General features: G+C 38.5%; 13 protein-coding genes. 5 read left to right on the top strand and 8 right to left on the bottom strand.

Annotated elements, in window-relative coordinates; genetic code table 11:
• Window positions 1-31 precede the first annotated feature (31 nt).
• Window positions 32-943 (bottom strand): cation diffusion facilitator family transporter, encoded by a 912-nt coding sequence (locus tag L1283_RS18020; protein WP_088163585.1) that lies wholly within the window; start codon window positions 941-943, stop codon window positions 32-34.
• A 16-nt stretch (window positions 944-959) separates the two neighbouring features.
• Window positions 960-3,722, bottom strand: coding sequence for a DNA ligase D (ligD, locus tag L1283_RS18015; protein WP_145330721.1), 2,763 nt, complete (start codon window positions 3,720-3,722; stop codon window positions 960-962).
• A 310-nt stretch (window positions 3,723-4,032) separates the two neighbouring features.
• Here ligD and L1283_RS18010 point away from each other — a divergent pair, with 310 nt between their 5' ends.
• Window positions 4,033-4,596, top strand: a complete 564-nt coding sequence (locus L1283_RS18010; RefSeq protein WP_075993107.1) for a ferritin-like domain-containing protein — start codon at window positions 4,033-4,035, stop codon at window positions 4,594-4,596.
• A gap of 188 nt (window positions 4,597-4,784) precedes the next feature.
• Here the strand turns inward: L1283_RS18010 and L1283_RS18005 are convergent, their stop codons facing one another.
• Window positions 4,785-4,970 (bottom strand): hypothetical protein, encoded by a 186-nt coding sequence (locus L1283_RS18005; protein WP_075993108.1) that lies wholly within the window; start codon window positions 4,968-4,970, stop codon window positions 4,785-4,787.
• A 246-nt stretch (window positions 4,971-5,216) separates the two neighbouring features.
• On the opposite strand from L1283_RS18005, the gene L1283_RS18000 reads away from it, so the two are divergent.
• A complete protein-coding gene (locus L1283_RS18000) occupies window positions 5,217-5,501 on the top strand; it encodes a hypothetical protein (RefSeq protein WP_075993109.1) in 285 nt (94 codons plus the stop codon).
• Window positions 5,502-5,664: 163 nt separating this feature from the next.
• Here the strand turns inward: L1283_RS18000 and L1283_RS17995 are convergent, their stop codons facing one another.
• On the bottom strand, window positions 5,665-6,165 hold the full coding sequence (locus tag L1283_RS17995) for an RNA polymerase sigma factor (protein ID WP_075993110.1): 501 nt from the start codon (window positions 6,163-6,165) through the stop codon (window positions 5,665-5,667).
• A 433-nt stretch (window positions 6,166-6,598) separates the two neighbouring features.
• Between L1283_RS17995 and L1283_RS17990 the strand changes: the two genes are divergently transcribed.
• Complete coding sequence (locus L1283_RS17990; protein WP_120333750.1) at window positions 6,599-6,751, top strand: lmo0937 family membrane protein; 153 nt, start codon at window positions 6,599-6,601, stop codon at window positions 6,749-6,751.
• Between the two features lie 53 nt (window positions 6,752-6,804).
• On the opposite strand, the gene treZ is transcribed toward L1283_RS17990, so the two are convergent.
• The 3 genes from treZ to treY are packed head-to-tail and all read right to left on the bottom strand — an operon-like array spanning window position 6,805 to window position 14,949.
• Window positions 6,805-8,622, bottom strand: a complete 1,818-nt coding sequence (gene treZ / locus L1283_RS17985) for a malto-oligosyltrehalose trehalohydrolase (protein ID WP_088161926.1) — start codon at window positions 8,620-8,622, stop codon at window positions 6,805-6,807.
• A 13-nt stretch (window positions 8,623-8,635) separates the two neighbouring features.
• Window positions 8,636-10,744, bottom strand: coding sequence for a glycogen debranching protein GlgX (glgX, locus tag L1283_RS17980; RefSeq protein WP_145330725.1), 2,109 nt, complete (start codon window positions 10,742-10,744; stop codon window positions 8,636-8,638).
• A gap of 8 nt (window positions 10,745-10,752) precedes the next feature.
• Window positions 10,753-14,949 (bottom strand): malto-oligosyltrehalose synthase, encoded by a 4,197-nt coding sequence (treY, locus tag L1283_RS17975; RefSeq protein ID WP_429626370.1) that lies wholly within the window; start codon window positions 14,947-14,949, stop codon window positions 10,753-10,755.
• A gap of 205 nt (window positions 14,950-15,154) precedes the next feature.
• On the opposite strand from treY, the gene L1283_RS17970 reads away from it, so the two are divergent.
• Complete coding sequence (locus L1283_RS17970; protein ID WP_083663667.1) at window positions 15,155-15,637, top strand: adenylyltransferase/cytidyltransferase family protein; 483 nt, start codon at window positions 15,155-15,157, stop codon at window positions 15,635-15,637.
• A 15-nt stretch (window positions 15,638-15,652) separates the two neighbouring features.
• Window positions 15,653-16,135: an adenylyltransferase/cytidyltransferase family protein gene (locus L1283_RS17965; RefSeq protein WP_145330729.1), complete on the top strand. Its 483-nt coding sequence runs from the start codon at window positions 15,653-15,655 to the stop codon at window positions 16,133-16,135.
• Window positions 16,136-16,803: 668 nt separating this feature from the next.
• On the opposite strand, the gene L1283_RS17960 is transcribed toward L1283_RS17965, so the two are convergent.
• The gene (locus L1283_RS17960; protein ID WP_075993115.1) at window positions 16,804-17,445 is read right to left on the bottom strand and encodes a DNA alkylation repair protein; all 642 of its coding nucleotides are present in this window, start codon (window positions 17,443-17,445) and stop codon (window positions 16,804-16,806) included.
• Window positions 17,446-17,784 lie beyond the last annotated feature (339 nt).

The following is a 17,784-nucleotide window of genomic DNA, read 5'->3' as shown; positions in this document are numbered from 1 at the left end:
TTGATTGCGTGTTAAATGGGCTTGTATTTGATTATTCTGGTTGAATAATCACAAAGTGTACAAACTTAAATTCATTTTTTATATCCTCACGAATCCGGCGTATCGCCTCGGTGATTTCCTCTGTTTCAAGATGATCTTCAAAATCAATAATAAGCATCAATACAACGTACTCTGGCGATTGATAAGTGGATAGTATGTTTTTAGTTTTTATAACAGCCGAATCCTTTTCAGCAAGCTGGGCAATTTTCAATCTTGTTTCTGAAGCAATTCCCTCTCCCATTAATAAGCTTCTGCTTTCTCTAGCCAATATAAAGGATACAAAAACCAACAACAAGCCTACGATTACTGAAGCTAGGCCATCTAATTCAGGAATCTGCAAGTAATGACTTAGTCCCATGAGTACCATAACGATTATTAGCCCTGCCACAGCTGCACCATCTTCAAAGACCACAAGGAAACTGGAAGGATCTTTACTCTTAATAATTGCATCCCACCACCCCATACCATTGCGGGTTTTATTGAATTCTTTTAAAGCAATAAAAAAAGAAGTTCCTTCAAAAATTAAGGAGAGTATGAGTACAATATAATTCCAAAAAGGATCGCTCATTAATTCGGGTTCCATGATATGAGCTACACCCTGGTAAATAGATAATGTACCACCAAGCCCAAAAATCAGAATGGAAACAACAAAAGACCAAAAGTATAGTTCTTTGCCATAACCAAAAGGATGAGACTGGTCGGGTGACCTCTTACTTCTTTTCAAGCCATAAAGTATGAGCAATTGATTTGCTGTATCTACCGTTGAGTGAATACCCTCTGAAATCATGGAGGAACTATTTGTAAATGCTCCTGCAATGAATTTAGTTAATGCAATTAATACATTCGCCGCGAGTGCACTGTATATTGATTTTTTATTACTGGTTTTTAATTCCGGATTATCCATGGAGGTTTTGATGCGTTTATTTCGTATATTTTTCAATTACTTTTTTGAGATCAATACCTTTACCAAGGACAGGCTTAAAAATATCACCTTCACTATTCATCCTTTCTATGGCATTCAAGAGATGAAAATCACTTATTTTCAGCCCCTTCTTAACTTCATCCCAATGAAGCGGCATAGATACCGTTGCACCGGGTTTAGGACGGACAGCGTAGGCTGCAGCAATGGTTGCATGGGGTCTATTCTGTAAAAAATCCAGATACATTTTTCCTTTCCGATCCTTAATGGACCGTTCTAAACTGGTGAACTTGGGCAACTCATTATGAACTAATGTGACAATCACCCTGGCAAATTCCTTGGACTGATCATAGGTGTATTTCCCCCCGAGCGGAATATAGATGTGAAGGCCAGTAGAACCGCTGGTCTTACAATAACTTGGAACGCCCATATCATCTAGGATGCTCTTCGTTACCTGTGCTGCCTCAACGACCTGATTAAAGGAATTTTTATCCGGGTCTAAATCGATAATACAGAATGATGGATTTTCGGGCTTTTTGACCGTACTACTCCAGGGGTTCATCTCAATGCAGCCAAGATTGACCATGTAAAGCAGTGTCGCTTCATCTTTTCCGACCAAATAATGCTTATCCTTGTTATCAGTCTCGCTATGGTAAAGATATGTCTCCGCCCAGTCCGGAGCAGTATCCGTTACGTTCTTGAAATAGAAACCTTCACCTTCAATACCATCGGGAAATCTGTTCATGCTTTGGGGACGATCTTTTAGATAAGGCAATATAAATGGAGCTGCCTGATAATAATAATTGATAAGATCTCTTTTTGTTATTCCCTCTTTTGGCCAAAAGATCTTATCTAGGTTCGTGAATTTTAACTCATGCCCATTGATCTTTTTGACCTGCGTATTATCTTTCGGATTCAATAGGGTCTTACGCTCACCTTTACTTCGTGGAGTAATCATTTTATCTTCCATGTCATTAACGAATTCTGCTATAGGAGATTCCTCCTCCAAAATAACTTTCTTAGGACTTTTGTCCTCGCGTATTCCATCAAAAGAAGGATGCCGCATTACGCCATCACTTGTCAATTCCGTAAAACTAACCTCACAGACGAGCTCGGGTTTAAGCCAGGTCACCGAGGCGTGTGGTGGATTGGGTCTAAAGCGTGATGGTTTGTTTAAATCTGGTTCTTCACTGAAAGGCGTTTTAGAAATGATCAGCGGTTTAAAACGCTGCATCATCTGCTTCTGTAATTTTTCATTGAAACCTGTACCGACTTTACCTGTATAGACTAATTTTTTTCCTTCATAGACACCTACAAGAATACTACTGAATAACTTACTGGAGTTATCATTCAGCGTGTATCCGCCTATCACGACCTCCTGCCTTTTATTCGCCTTGATCTTTAGCCAGTCCTTTGAACGGTTATGAACATGGTATATACTATCTTTTCGTTTGGCCATAATTCCTTCAAGGCCCAGTTTCCTGGCTTCTTCGAGGAACTGGGTTCCCGAAGTTTCAAAATGTTCACTGACTAGAATGCTTTTCTGTTCTGGTAAGATTTCCTTTAATATAGTTTTACGTTCAAGCAGCGTAAGATCTTTTAAATCTTGCCCATTGCACCAAAGGATATCAAATACGTAATAAACTAGATCGCCATCTGCTTCACTGCGCCAATTTTGTAAAGACCCGAAATTGGCCTTTCCGTTTTCACCAAGCACCACTACTTCCCCGTCCAATATAGCATTTAATCCAAGCTCCTTTAAATTCTCATAAATGGGATAGAATTTTTCATTATAGCTTTTATCGTTGCGGGAATTCAATTCCACTTCCCCTTTGTTCATAAAAGCTACCGCCCGATACCCATCCCATTTTACTTCATAGATCCAGTCTTCATCATCAAAAGGCTTATCGACCAATGTGGCAAACATGGGCTCAATGTGGGAATAGAATTTTTGCTTTGGTGTATTTTTTAATAAATCTTGAAGATCTGTTTTCTTCGGAGATTTATTTTTAGGAACTGCATCAAGCTGATCATTGATAAGCTCAGATGCTTTGGCTTTTACGGAGCGTTTATCTTTAACGGTACTGTCTTTTTTAATGATACGTTCTCCATATACATGATCTGGAGATTGCTCCATCTGCGCAATGGATTTGCCAGATAGCACCGACTTATCTTTCATCGTAATGTCTTCTTCACTAGCATATTTATCATCCAGTTTCATCAGCAGCCAGCCGTTATCTCCCCTGCCGTGGGCTTTAACAAGAGCAAATTCGCCTTTGAGTTTTTTGCCATTGAGTTTGAATTTTAGCTTACCAGAATACAGCTGATGTAAAAGTTCTTTTTCTTGTTTCGGAACGTCCTTAAAATCGCCCTCAGCAGGTTCATAGGTTCCTTCGTCCCAGACAATAACTGTACCGCCGCCGTATTGCCCTTTTGGGATGATTCCTTCAAAATTCCGATAATCATAGGGGTGGTCTTCAACCATCATAGCAAGACGTTTTACACCTGGATCAACTGAAGGCCCCTTAGGTACCGCCCAGCTTTTTAAAACACCATCCATTTCAAGACGAAAATCATAATGCAGATGTGAAGCATCGTGTTTCTGAACCACAAAGCGTAATTCTGTTCCACTTGGTTTCCCGCCAAAGGGTTCCGGGGTTTTCTCTTCGGTACGCTTTTGCCGATATTTAGTTAATCCCGTAACTGTATCTTTAGATGATCTGTTTCTAGCTGTTTTTCCCTTTTTTGATTTATTATCGGCCATGATCGGTATTTTAAAAATTAATATATTGGTAAATAATAAAATGCATATTACGCTACCAGTTAATTCGATTTTGATATAGCACAAAACTCAATACGAAATGGTTTTCTCTCATTTAGCAAATTGCTTTTTATGGCCTGATAAATACTAATCTGAACAATATTGGTGTGCGAAAGGTTACGCTAACAGGATTATACCAAACCTAAGAAGAGAATATCGCTTTCGCTTTTATATGGTAACAGTTAAATATCTTTTATTGAACTAAAGTGGTTTGGGCTGGGTTATCTATGCAATAACACTTAAAATTTTTATTATGGCAACTACGAAATCTGTACCGGCAAAAAATGCCACAAAAAAACCTTCTGGTAATACCGGAAAAATGAAAGACAGTGAATTCCACGAGTTTTTTGTCGATGAACTAAAAGACATTTATTGGGCCGAGAAACACTTAGTGAAAGCTTTACCCAAAATGCAGAAAGCTGCAACTAGCGAAAAACTCGCCGCTGCTTTTGAAAAGCATACCAAGGAAACTCAGAAACATATAGAAACTCTTGAACAGGTATTTGAGCAATTGGGAGAAAAAGCTGTTGCTAAAAAATGTGACGCTATGCAGGGTCTGCTTGATGAAGCCGATTCGATCATTTCTGACACAGAAAAGGATACTTTTACCAGAGATGCAGGCCTCATCCTTGCTGCACAGAAAGTAGAACACTACGAGATCGCTACTTACGGTACTCTTCGCACATTTGCAGAAACGATGGGACACGACGATGTAGCTTCACTGCTCCAAAATACCTTAGACAATGAGAAGGATACCGACGAAGCATTAACAGGGATAGCAGGCGGTTTCGTAAACGACAAGGCTGTCCAAGAATAGTTGAAATACAGCAAAAACCTTGGCCAACAGCTAAAGGCTTTTTACGAAAACAATGCGAGGTATATAGTTGTTATATATATTCTCAACTATATTAAGTAAAATTCATGTATGAAGGTCGGACTTGATAATCCGACCTTCATTAATGTTTAGCAAACGCCGAAAATTAGACTTGCCAAAATGAACCGCCTTTAAGACTCGTCTTTAGTGTTCTTCACAAGACTTATTCCTGATGAGAAGAAAATAAGCGCCAAAATGCCGACTACTGCCAAATTCGTATAGGCATTACTTTTCATGATCAGTTCATAGCCGGTATAGATTAGTCCTACAATACCCAATACTGTGAGAATAGTTCCAAATATTCTTTTTACGTTCATGATGAATATATTATTTTTTTGAATCCTTTTTGCCTGAAAATTTTTCTATTTCACCCTCAAGCTCCTGCTTTTAATTACTGATATAACACGTCTCAAAAACAAATAGATTGCTTTTGTAAAATAAATTATTGGATTGCTAAAAAAACAAAAATGGCATACGACTGTTAGAATTATCGCAGATCAAAATTCCAAAATTTATGACCTGAGATAAGATCACTATAACTTTAACTTTCAATTTGTAAGATTATGAATGGTATTATTTTTCATGGTACTGAGATTCATTATGGCGGCATAGCTGAGTTCTTATTCAGCCCGGAAATTGGTTATAATGCGATGCCAGCAATTATCGAATTCCTTGGCGGCGAAAAAGCCTATGCCGAAATTATGCATGCTCTTCCTTTAGAGATCACGATTACGGTGGGTGAACATTCAACCGGGAAGGAAGAGAAAGTCCCCCAGGAAACCTGGCTACTTCGCTATGATAAAAAAGAGGACAATTGGAAAATAGTTGAAAAGCTGCAGCCAGGATGAACCTTCGTCGGAGTGCAATCATGTTCAGTTGATGAACATACGATTTCCGCAAAGGACTATTGTTTTGAAAGTATACGAAAGAAAGGCTGACCTTAAAAGGTCAGCCTTTCGCAAATATCAAACTAAACTGAAACGTTAGCTCTTGTTTTATTTGTAGGGATTGTCAATTTAACCGGTAGACCTTAAGCTGTTTTTGCAGCTTTTTTCTTACCATATGGATTCGAGTTTTTATTGTACCTTCTGGCATATCAAAATAGGATGCAATTTCATGGTATTTATAACCATCTAAAAACAAACGAAAAATTTCATAGTTTTCCGCCGTTAAGCTGTTCATCGCCCGTTCGATATCTTCGGCCATAAACTTATTGATCCCTTTGTTGAGTTCTATTGTATTTGTACTTTCCAAGACCACATATTGATCTTGAATTTCGGTGGTACGCTTTGCTTTTCTATACTTATTGATGTAAGTATGTTTCATAATTACATATAACCAGCTCATTAGCTTCGGATGCTGAACAAAATTGTCTATGGACTTCAATGCGCGTATCCAAGTTTCTTGGATCAGGTCTTCCTTTTCATCCGGATCAGCAGTAAATTTAGCAGCAAAATGATGAAGTAAACTTCTTTTTTCGTTGATGAGTACATTTAAATTGTGGTTGTTCATAACTTATCCTCTTTCTTTATTCAACTGATTGTTTAAAATGATTTTACAAGAAAAGGATAACAAGAAGAGTGCTAATTTTGAGGGCCAATTTGCCCGTAAAATAAATTGCATCGTTAGCGGTAAAAATACGTTGTCCTTATTTACAAAGCCTATTAAGCAAATTTTAATGGATTTTTGCCCTTAATTTTAAATACAGATAAAAAAATAAGCAAATAATAAAAAAAGACAATAGGGTATTTATATATGGGAAATGTTATAAATACGTTGATTCTAAAGTGTTATTTGCAAACCAGTTTGGTAGTCGGCCGCTGACAACTGTACACCTTATTAATAACTAACAACTGACGATTGATAACGAACAACTAACGTTTAAATTTTATCCATTCAAACCATAATCCATCGAAGGCTGTTCTACTGCAAAAACAAATATATTATGGGAAATTTATTATATATCATTGCTGTTATTTTAGTCATTATTTGGGCGTTTAGTTTCTTTGGAGGTTATGCTACAGGTAATATAATTCACGTTTTATTAGTTATCGCCATTATTGTCGTTCTGTTACGTGTCATCCGAGGGGCTGCTTAACGAGAGATAAAAATCTGATGTATGGTATATAAAAATTTTTATATACCATACATCTAGATAGAAATATAGACCTGACCTGACCAAGGCTTTAGCGATGCGACAGTGATTTGAGCATAATCAGTATCTGACAAAACCGCGGCATCCATTTCATTCGTATTAAATATAATTTTCCATTGCAGATCTTCAGGCAGCGTTACCTGTTGTACAGTGGCAGAAAAATTCATCATTGCAAATAAAGAACTATCGCTTTTCTTCATCGCTAAGATAAGTACTTTTTGCTCCGGGAGGCATTTGGCCGTCATTTCATCGCGCTGTATATTTTTCAGCACAGGATTGGTTTTACGGAATGCTATCAGGGATCTATAATAAGATAAATGTTTCTGATGGACCTCGCTATCCTGTTCGTCCCAATTCAAAACGGTATTCCTAAATATCGTCTCGTCCTGCGGATCGAGAAATTCTGAATCTTCAAAAAAATCTTCAAACTCTTTTTTTCTTCCCTGTCTCACCTGCTCTACAAGTTTGGGGTCACTATGACTGGTAAAATAGGGAAAAGCTCTTTCTGTACCCCATTCTTCTCCCATGAATAGTAAAGGAAGATACGGGGATATGAACACGGCAAAGGCCATAAGTCGCGTTGTTTCTACAGGATAGAGTGAAGCCGCGCGATCGCCCATCATCCTATTGCCGACTTGATCATGATTCTGGCAGAAAACTATAAAATGATCCCCTTTGATACCGAGAGTGTCCGTTCCAAAGAATTTTTCCCGATGGGGAGAATAGTTACCATCGAATACATATGCTTTTTCATAAGCTTTTGCGAGATCGGCCAATCCACTAAATTCCTCATAGTACCCTTTTTTGGGTTCGCCCACGCTTACTCTTAAAGAGTGGTGAAATTCATCTAGCCATTGTGCGTCCATCCCGAAACCATTTTTCGCTAATGGGTCTAAAAATCGTCTATCGTTGAGATCGCATTCAATAAAAAGAAAATGGCTTTTTTCGGATTTAGCAATAATTTCATCCGTTTCCTTACGAATTTGCTGAAGGATATGAACAGCGTTAAAATCCTTGATTGCATGTACCGCATCCAAACGCAGCGCATCGATATGAAAGTCTTCAAACCACATGCGTACATTGTTCAGTACCAAATCCCGCTGTCCATGACAATAGCTATCGTCATAATTCAGCGCATTACCCCAGGGCGTATGGTATTTGTCGGTAAAATATGGGCCATAATTCGAGAAATAGTTTCCCTCTGGCCCGAGGTGATTATAGACAACATCCAAAATTACCGCAATATTGGCCTCATGACAGGAATTCACAAGCCTTTGAAATTCCGAAGCGCCACCATAGGAATGCTGCACTGCAAAAGGAAAAACACCATCGTAGCCCCAATTTCTTTCACCAGGAAACTGTGCAACAGGCATAATTTCAATAGCAGTGATCCCCAAATCTTTCAGATAGGGAATCTTTTTGATAACACCATCAAAATCATGGGATGAGGTAAATGTTCCTACATGAAGCTCGTAAATAATAAAATCAGACAATGCTGGAGGCCGATAGTCATTATCGGTCCAAGAAAAAGTAAGATCAACGACTTTTGAGGGACCATGTACACCTTCTGGCTGGGAGAGCGAAATCGGATCCGGCAATTCGTTGCCATCGACACTGATCCAGTATAAATCTCCAGCTGTTAACAAATCAGTCTCCGCGTACCAATAACCATATTGTTGGGGCTTAAGCGCGATCTCCATATCTTTTTGATAAAATCGGCAAAGCACATTCTTTGCCATTGGAGCCCATACGCGAATCTGCCAAAGGTCACCATTGCGACGAATACCCAATTGTTGAATTCCTGTCTTGCTCATATATATCCCCACTTTATTGTGACTGAAATAAAAGTATAGAACGTGAGGGCACTAAAATAGCATCTCCTGCTGAATAGTTTCCAAAGCTTTCTATCGTATCATTATTCGTATCTAAGATCTTAAACCAACCAGCCCCATAATTTTCACCGGGGAGCGTGTAGGTTACATCTTCCCAATACGCATTAAATAACAGGTAAAAATTAGCATCCACGATTTTCTTTCCATCGGTATCTACTGATCTAATTCCCGCACCGTTTAAAAACACAGCGAGTGAGCGCGCATAGTCTTCCTGCCAGTGATGATCATCCATCTCAGATGCATCTGGAAGAAACCATACGATATCTTCAACACCTGTACCGCGGATAGGCAATCCTTGAAACCATTTGCGACGACAGAATACCGGATGTTCTCGCCTAAAATGGATCAATTTTTTAGTGAAGTCCAATAAAGATACGTCCACATTGTCCCAGTTGAGCCATGAAATCTCATTGTCCTGACAATAGGCGTTATTATTGCCCTGCTGTGTTCGCCCATGTTCATCGCCAGCGACAAGCATAGGTACTCCCTGGGAAAGAAATAATGTGACGAGCATGTTTCTTTTTTGTTTTTCTCTTAGGTTATTTACCGTAGAATCATCTGTAGGTCCTTCTGCCCCACAGTTCCAGGAGCGGTTGTGGCTTTCTCCATCTTTATTATCCTCACCATTAGCTTCATTGTGCTTTTCGTTGTACGATACCAGATCGTGGAGCGTAAATCCGTCATGAGCAGTAATGAAATTTATACTGGCGGAAGGTGTACGATTGTCTCCCCGGTATAAATCGGACGATCCAGTCAGGCGATTAGCAAATTCAGCGATCATACTGTCCGCTCCGATCCAATAATCGCGGATACAGTCACGATACTTTCCATTCCATTCGGCCCAACCGGCGGGGAACTCGCCGACCTGATACCCTCCTTCTCCAATATCCCATGGTTCGGCAATTAGTTTAACCTGTGAGATCACGGGATCCTGATGGATAACGTCAAAGAAAGAGCTCAATTTATCTACGTCATGGAGCTCCCGCGCTAATGCTGATGCCAGATCAAAACGGAATCCATCAACGTGCATTTCCTGCACCCAATAGCGTAAACTATCCATGATCAACCGTAGTACGTTAGGCTGGCGGGTATTCAATGTATTGCCTGTTCCAGTAAAATCCATATAATAACGTGGATCTTCAGCCAAACGATAATATGAAGCATTGTCAATTCCTCTAAAAGAGAGTGTTGGCCCCATTTCATTTCCTTCTCCAGTATGATTGTAAACGACATCAAGGATAACTTCTATCCCTGCCCCATGAAGTGCCTTTACCATTTCCTTGAATTCCACGACCTGTTCTCCATGGGTACCTGAAGCAGAGTAGCGTACATCAGGGGCAAAAAAACCAACACTGTTATATCCCCAATAGTTAGTTAGTCCTTTATCCTGTAGGTGACGGTCTGTAATAAAATGGTGTATAGGCAATAATTCTATTGCAGTGATCCCCAATTCCTTTAAGTAATTTATGGTGACAGGATGCGCCAAGGCAGCGTATGTTCCTCTTATTTCTTCGGGAATCTCCGGATGAGTTGCTGTAAAACCTTTTACATGTGTTTCATAAATCACACTTTGGTGCATCGGTATACGCGGAGGATGGTCGTCCCCCCAATCAAAATGACCGTCTATAACTACGGATTTCGGGACGAAAGGAGCGCTATCAGTTGTATCCAAACTCAAATCGTCCTCTCCTATATTGTACGCAAATAAAGCATCATTCCATTGTACGACACCCGAAATTGCTTTTGCATAGGGATCAATCAGTAATTTATGCGGGTTAAAACGATGCCCCTGGGCCGGATCGTAAGGACCATGCACACGATAACCGTATAGTTGTCCTGGTTTAATTCCCGAAACATAAATATGCCAAACTTGATGCGTCTTCTCCGTTATTTTAAATTTCTCGATTTCTTGTTGGTTCGAACTATCATAGAGATAAAGTTCGACAGCTTCGGCATTTTCGGAGAAAAGGGCAAAGTTAACCCCTTCTCCATCGTAAGTTGCGCCTAAAGGATAAGGGCTTCCAGTATTGATTTTTGTTTCCATCTTTATGTTTAACGGTTGTATAATTTTGTATAATCATTTAATCTCGCCTGAAGTTTTGGAGAAAAAGCCCTTTTCTGCATGCGCCACAGCCAATTTCCGGTCGTACTGGCAGGTCGGTTCATACGACACGATCCATCAAGATTGAGGATATCTTGCATCGCAACAATGACTGTATCTGCGACAGAAGCGTAAAGTGATCGTATGAGGACCTCATTTACATTTCCACTGTCAACAATTTGTCCAAAATAGGTATTGATATTTATTTTACTCGATGATTTAAGATCTTCACCATACCAAGAAAGTGTCGTATTATTATCGTGTGTTCCAGGATAGGCAACAGAATTTCTGCAATAATGATGTGGAATATGTGGTGAATGTGCCATATCGTTATCAAAAGCGAACTGTAAAACCGCCATGCCCGGAAAGTTGTATTGATCGCGCAGATCATATACCTTCGCATCGATATCTCCAAGATTTTCAGCGATAAAAGGCATGTCATCTAAATGAACTTTTACTTGATCAAAAAAATCCGAACCAGGACCTGTTGACCAACGTCCATTCTTGGCGGAAGTTTCTTCAAAGGGAACTTCCCAATAGGAAGAAAATGCCCTAAAATGATCGAGCCGTAACCTATCAAACAGCGCGCAATTGTGTGACAGTCGCTCAATCCACCATTTGTAGCCATCTTTTTTGAGCGATCCCCAATGATAAGTCGGCATTCCCCATAATTGCCCCGCTGCATTAAAGTAATCAGGCGGAACCCCAGCAACATTTTTAATAATACCATTTGCTCCTATGGAAAAATAGTGCGGATTGGCCCAAACATCGGCAGAATCATAGGCAACATAAAATGGGATATCACCGATAAATCTTATGCCATAATCGTATGCGTACTTTCTTATGGCATCCCATTGTCTGAAAAATAGGTATTGAAACCATTTTTCCTTTCGCAATTCATCTGCGAATTCAATTGCAAAATCGTTAAGTGCGGCGCTGTCGCGATGTTTGTATTGTGTTGGCCAATCGTACCAAGGACGATTCCCATGTCTGTTTTTTAGAACTTTGAAAAGCGCATAATCCTTAAGCCACGAAGATTCACGGTCTACAAATTCGGAGAAATCAAGCGCATGTTGAACAGAAAGACTATTAAATGCCTTCTCCAAAAGTTTGTATTTTGTGAACACTATAGCAGCAAAGTCTATTGTTTTAGAACTATTTCTTTTTAAAGTCTTTAGTTCCCCTCTTTCCAATAAGCCAAATTCTAGTAATTCGTTTAAATCGATGAATAACGGATTACCTGCTCTACTACTTAGGGTGCTGTAAGGAGAATGGTTTTGCTCAACATCTGTCGGCCCTAAAGGAAGTACCTGCCACCAGCTTTGGCCGCTATAATGCAGCTGTTTAACAAAACGACGAGCTCCGGATCCCAAATCACCAATTCCATAGGATGATGGCAATGAGCTGATATGCATCAAAACACCCGCACTACGCTTAGGTGGGGCACTTTTGTATTTTAAAATAGCCATTGGAAGATCCCTAAAAATGGCATTCACTGAAATTTCTGTGCCTTCGCCCACTATGTCAAATAGCATGTGATGCCAGGTCACGGAATGATTTACGGAAAGATGAACGCTCGTATCTGCCCAGTCAAATGAGCCAGGTACGAATTTGGAGATTTTACCGATAGCAGCCAAGTGTAGCGGAAGTACTACGATCATCCAATCATCGCCAGATCTACGCGCGAATGCCAAAATATGTTTACGATAACGACCGCTTACTTTTAATGGAATATAACTGCTATCTGATGCAAGTGCAGCATCATGCTTTCTGAGTTTTACCAATTCCCTAACTAACCATAGCTTAATTGTCCCATCGTATCTATTTTGCCATAATTGTCTAATTCGACTGTCGTTGGGCATATTTTCAATAGCCTTCAGCAGATTTTCACTTAATTGATAATCTATCGGTCGTCGATTGTCGGGATCAACAAAACTATGGTTCCAGAGTTCCGACCCCTGGTAAATATCAGGTACACCGGGACAAGTAAATTTCAAGATTTGCTGTGTAAGCGAGTTTAAAATCCCGAAATCAGCTACCGCTTCAATAAATTGATAAAAGCTCGTAAAAAATGGACGATCTTTATCAAGCAAAAAAGAGGCAAATTCCCGAACAGCGTCTTCATAGGTTAAATTTGGATTTTCCCAGCTCGAGCGCTCTTTCCCTTCGCGTAGATATTTAACCATGTAGTCCAAAAAACGTTTTTCAAATACGTCATATGCTTCTCCATGCTGTTTTTCCATTGGATATGAGGCTACCAGCGACTGATAAATAAAATATTCATCATTCGGATGTGGGAGGTCTTTTCGATATTCATTCCAAACCACATCTTGCCAGATCTGAACCTGTTTAACCCATTTCTGAGCCATAGCAGTGAGGACTAATAAGCGACTTCGCGAATCCTCACCACGTTTGGTATCGTGTGTAGAACTTGCATTGATGGACAGTGGCCAAAATTTTTGCCTTTCCTGCATTAATCTGTGGAATTTCTTTTTACTTAGCCCCCAGTTATCCGGATGATCGCCGACTTCATTGTGTCCTATAAAACGGTTGTATGTATACATTAACGTATCTTCCACACCCTTAGCCATTACTGGGCCCGCCAACTGCATACATCGGAGAAAAAAATCAGCCACAACAGTATGGCTCAGCGATTTTGAATCTGCCTGTGCTTGCTCAAACAGTTCTCGAAATTGATTAACCAGCTTTTGATCGAGCTCGGGCTTTCGGGTCAACTTTTTAAAAAGAGAAGACAGCAGATCAAAATTGTTTGCCACCAGTGGAAAGCTTTCGTCATATAATCGATAAACAGGGAAAAATCCTAGAAAAGAGGTTAGAATATCTTTTAAAGGCCCTAGCTTATTCGGACTTTTAACGGCTAAAAGTGATGCCAATGACCGGGCCAGGTTATTAAGCTCGCCCTGCATGTATTCATCGAGAATTATGCTCTTTTTTATATACTGTTGTTTTTTAATGGATAGATTTTCTCCAATGACTTTTCTATAATACTTATCCAATATTTTCTTTCCCGATTTACAGGAGCAAACATTATTGGAAACCGACAAAAAATCGTAGCCTGTTGTTCCCTGTATAGGCCATTCGAGTGGAAGTTTCTCCCTCTGTTCAAGTATTTTTTCAGCAACGATATAAGTTTGTGGACCGATTAATTTCCTCAAATTAAATAAATAGTCAGTAGGTTTATAAAGTCCATCAATATGATCAATCCTTAATCCATCAAACAGTTCTTCATCGACAAGTTTTTTTATCAGCTTATGAGACTGCTCAAATACATGTTTGTCTTGTACATTTAAACAAATCAATTCATTGACCGTAAAAAAACGTCTAAAATTTATACGTTGATTTGTAAACCACCAAGGACAAAGCTCATAAATCTGACTAGCTACCAGTTCGTGAATACTTTCCAGATTATTATTAAATTGATCAAGGACATGCTTTAATTTCTCATTAGAAAGGTTCTTAAAAATATGGACACGCAGCTGTCTCCATTCCTCGACATCTCCATTAGCTTGAACCGTATTTATTTGAACCAGAAGTCCACTAAAATCCGATTGGCTCTCTTTTAAATAATCATTAAGGACGAAAAAATAGGATTCAGGGGAAAGTGGATAAAGGTTTTCCTGATAAGAAAGCCGAAGACTATCGTCTGAGAAAACGACAGCAATTTCATGGTTTGAAATCGCTTCGTCTAAAGTCTTAGACAAGATAGGCACCATTAACTTTCCTTTCTCGAATAAATTGGAACTATAGCAGGTATCAAAAAAATGGCTAAATTTTGATGTCTGTCCAAATTCGAGCAGATTCATTAGCCATTCATTCGAGGGATGAAACGCCATATGGTTAGGAACAATATCCTGTAACCATTTGATATGATATTCACTTAACTCTTTTTTAATGGATCTCAGCTCGTCCAGCGTACCAAGTTCACTATTTATTTTATTCAAATTTGTGCCGTCATAACCATGCATACTCCCTGGTGTTGACTGAAAAATAGGTGCAGCATAAATTGTATCGATGCCCAGGTCTCTTAAGTAAGGAATGATTCTTTTGAAGTCGGAAAAGTTAAATTCTTTGTGAAACTGAATTCTGTAAGTAGTCTTTGGTGTATTTATAGATACATTTCTATTCATCTGCATGGCTCGCTGAATTTCATTTTAGATCAGAACGTCGGCCAGCAATTTTAGTTCATACGAATTTCAAAAAAGAGAGATGGAAAAAGGTCTAAGAAATCTGAAAATACTGCAGAAAAAAAATAATTTAAAATTAAAACGAATCTTTTTGAGCTACGTTCTACCTATACCTCTTCAATAATTGCAGTTTATAAAATAATATAAAATGAAAAAAATAGGAATTACGTTTTCTGCTTTTGATCTGCTCCATGCAGGTCACATTAAAATGCTCGAAGATGCCAAAGAACATTGCGACTTTCTGATCTGCGGCCTACAAACCGATCCAACACTTGATCGTCCAGAGAAAAACAAACCAACACAATCTGTATTTGAACGCTATATGCAATTAAAGGCATGTAAACATGTAGATATGATTATTCCATATGCAACAGAACAGGATCTGGAAGATGTACTACGTTCGTTCAAAATACATGTGCGGATTTTAGGCGATGAATATATGGATAAAGCATTTACAGGAAGGCAATATTGCGAAGAAAAAGGAATAGAATTGTATTTCAATAGACGGGAAAACAGGTTTTCGAGTTCTTCTTTACGCCGAATAATTGCATCGAAAGAAAGAGTCAGTCCGGGTTCTGTCGTGAACATAAATGAGGGAGTTAACTACGCCTTAAAACGTATAAATGCATAAACTAATAATGAATATATGAACGTAGGTATTATTTTCGGCGTATTCGACATGTTACATGTGGGCCATATTGTTGCACTACAGGAAGCTAAGAGCAAATGTGATTATTTGGTTGTAGGACTTAAAACCGATTCAAACATACAGAATGCTGAATCCCAAGATGCAGCACAAACAATGGTTGAACGGTTTATCAAATTGGAGGGTTGTCAATTTGTTGATGAAATTATTCCTTTTGAATCGGATAAAGACATCACGGATATGCTTCAGTCGCTGCCCATTCACAAGTATTTTATAGGTGAAGAATATAAATTGGTCGATTTTTCAGGAAAGGATTATTGTATCTCGGAAGGAATCGAAATATGCTATACCAAAAACAAAAATAGGTTCTCGAGCCAATCACTTCGAAAAACTGTAAGTGATAAAGAAGCCGAAAAAGGGAGAAAATGCTTTTCAGCACAATCTGACATGCTATCCCTAAATCAACGTATACCTCAATTTTAAAGGTGTCAATATATCGGTAGCGATAAGTAGAAAGCTTGTAAATAACAATAATATCGTTAGATATGGAAAAAATCAATATTGGTATTATTACGAATTTGAGAAAGCTACTGTTCGCCTACCGTATACTTTTTTCTGAGCATATACAAAGTCCCGCAAATATTGTACTTGAAGCAACTTCTATTGATTCTATCAGCAGCAATTCTTACATCAATGAAAGGCCAGAATTGCTGTTGATAGATTATCGCCTCGTATTTAAAGACACAGCACTTTTCTTTTCGTTTGTAAATTATTTTTATCCCGACACGGTCGTTTTACTCATTGTACATCAAACTTTTCTTGGGGAAGCAAAGCGATGTACAAATTATGTCCAATCGGTTTTATCCCCTAACCTGGACATTAATCAACTTTTTATGCTTATAAGAAATTCAGTTTTACAGTCTAACATTGTTAAACAGTGAATTCCCTTTTTTTAAACTAGATCATAATTCACAAAGAGTTAGATAATCATTTTTTATAAAAAATAGATGTGTAATTTAGATACTGAGCTATATATTAATACAATGGGGATTTTCTCGATTTGTAAGCTATCATTTATATGTATTCTACTAATAGGCCTATTATCACAGGCTTTTGGTCAGTCAGTTGTGGATATTCGAAAAATAATGCTTTTATAGCTTTCGTTTATCGCTTTCAATGACAATAAATTCTGGTAAATATTCAGGTGTACAACCTTTTGAAACCATTTTCCCTTTATAAAGTCCAGTTTTTTCGCCAAGTGCTATACAACGATTTCGATATTTTTTTTCATAAACTCCAATCCAACCTGTTGTGAAATTCATTGCCCATTGCACTTCCGGCTCTTCTTTTTCAATTTTACTTTCAATTTTAGTAAGTAATTCTTCGCTGTTGGGTTGTGGTTGTCCAGTCCAGCGCAAACGGCCTTGAAAATACCAATAAATTCGTCTTTTTAGCGAGGACTGGTTATCTGCCCAACTTTCTATTAAAGCAATTGTCTTTTTGTCTTTTGTTAGTTGGTTCGCCATGAGCCAATCAATCATTTGAAGTTTCTCGTTTTCGTTATGTTGCTTAATGTCCGCAATTAATTGATCAATCACTTCTTCGGTTAAAAGTTTCTTGTCCATAATCAAGATTGCCAATTGACGAGCAAAAAAAAGCTTGGATGACCAAAGTTCCATTGCCAATTCGTGGTCTTTTTTAATATCCTTGGCAACAATTCGTAAGTCTCCAAGTTTCGTGTTCTTTTCAGTGATCTTTGTCAGTATATTTTCTAATTTATGTGAAAGTTTCATTTCAGTCCTGTTATTTGTTTGACGTCATTTTCACGGTTGCTTGTAACGGTTCGGCAGCTTGGTGAAGACGGCCCTTTCGCAGCACCAACATGTCAAGCTACGACATAAGTTCTTTTAGAGCCGAAAAGTTTCTGCCCCCAAGTCCTCCCCGCTTTTGGCAATACTATTCTATTTCATCAGAATTCGATTTAGTAAATTTTCTAGATTCTTTAAATCAACTTCTTGGTTGATTTATCACTAAACTCTCTTTCTGTTAAAGAAAGCACATTGACGTAATTATAATAATGTCCCATAGTTTTTTAGATTTAAATTGTGAAGATATTATTTATTTTGGTTGAG

The organism is Sphingobacterium sp. HSC-15S19, from assembly GCF_050433745.1.
Taxonomy (GTDB): Bacteria; Bacteroidota; Bacteroidia; order Sphingobacteriales; family Sphingobacteriaceae; genus Sphingobacterium; species Sphingobacterium siyangense.
Note: the sequence above shows the minus strand (reverse complement) of the source record. Positions and strands in the feature narration are given on the sequence as shown.

Coding starts and splice junctions, on each gene's coding strand:
- L1283_RS17995 (WP_075993110.1), bottom strand. CDS start 6,165: ATGAACAACCACAATTTAAATGTACTCATCAACGAAAAAAGAAGTTTA.
- L1283_RS17970 (WP_083663667.1), top strand. CDS start 15,155: ATGAAAAAAATAGGAATTACGTTTTCTGCTTTTGATCTGCTCCATGCA.
- L1283_RS18000 (WP_075993109.1), top strand. CDS start 5,217: ATGAATGGTATTATTTTTCATGGTACTGAGATTCATTATGGCGGCATA.
- L1283_RS18005 (WP_075993108.1), bottom strand. CDS start 4,970: ATGAACGTAAAAAGAATATTTGGAACTATTCTCACAGTATTGGGTATT.
- treY (WP_429626370.1), bottom strand. CDS start 14,949: ATGAATAGAAATGTATCTATAAATACACCAAAGACTACTTACAGAATT.
- L1283_RS18010 (WP_075993107.1), top strand. CDS start 4,033: ATGGCAACTACGAAATCTGTACCGGCAAAAAATGCCACAAAAAAACCT.
- glgX (WP_145330725.1), bottom strand. CDS start 10,744: ATGGAAACAAAAATCAATACTGGAAGCCCTTATCCTTTAGGCGCAACT.
- treZ (WP_088161926.1), bottom strand. CDS start 8,622: ATGAGCAAGACAGGAATTCAACAATTGGGTATTCGTCGCAATGGTGAC.
- L1283_RS17960 (WP_075993115.1), bottom strand. CDS start 17,445: ATGAAACTTTCACATAAATTAGAAAATATACTGACAAAGATCACTGAA.
- L1283_RS17990 (WP_120333750.1), top strand. CDS start 6,599: ATGGGAAATTTATTATATATCATTGCTGTTATTTTAGTCATTATTTGG.
- ligD (WP_145330721.1), bottom strand. CDS start 3,722: ATGGCCGATAATAAATCAAAAAAGGGAAAAACAGCTAGAAACAGATCA.
- L1283_RS17965 (WP_145330729.1), top strand. CDS start 15,653: ATGAACGTAGGTATTATTTTCGGCGTATTCGACATGTTACATGTGGGC.
- L1283_RS18020 (WP_088163585.1), bottom strand. CDS start 943: ATGGATAATCCGGAATTAAAAACCAGTAATAAAAAATCAATATACAGT.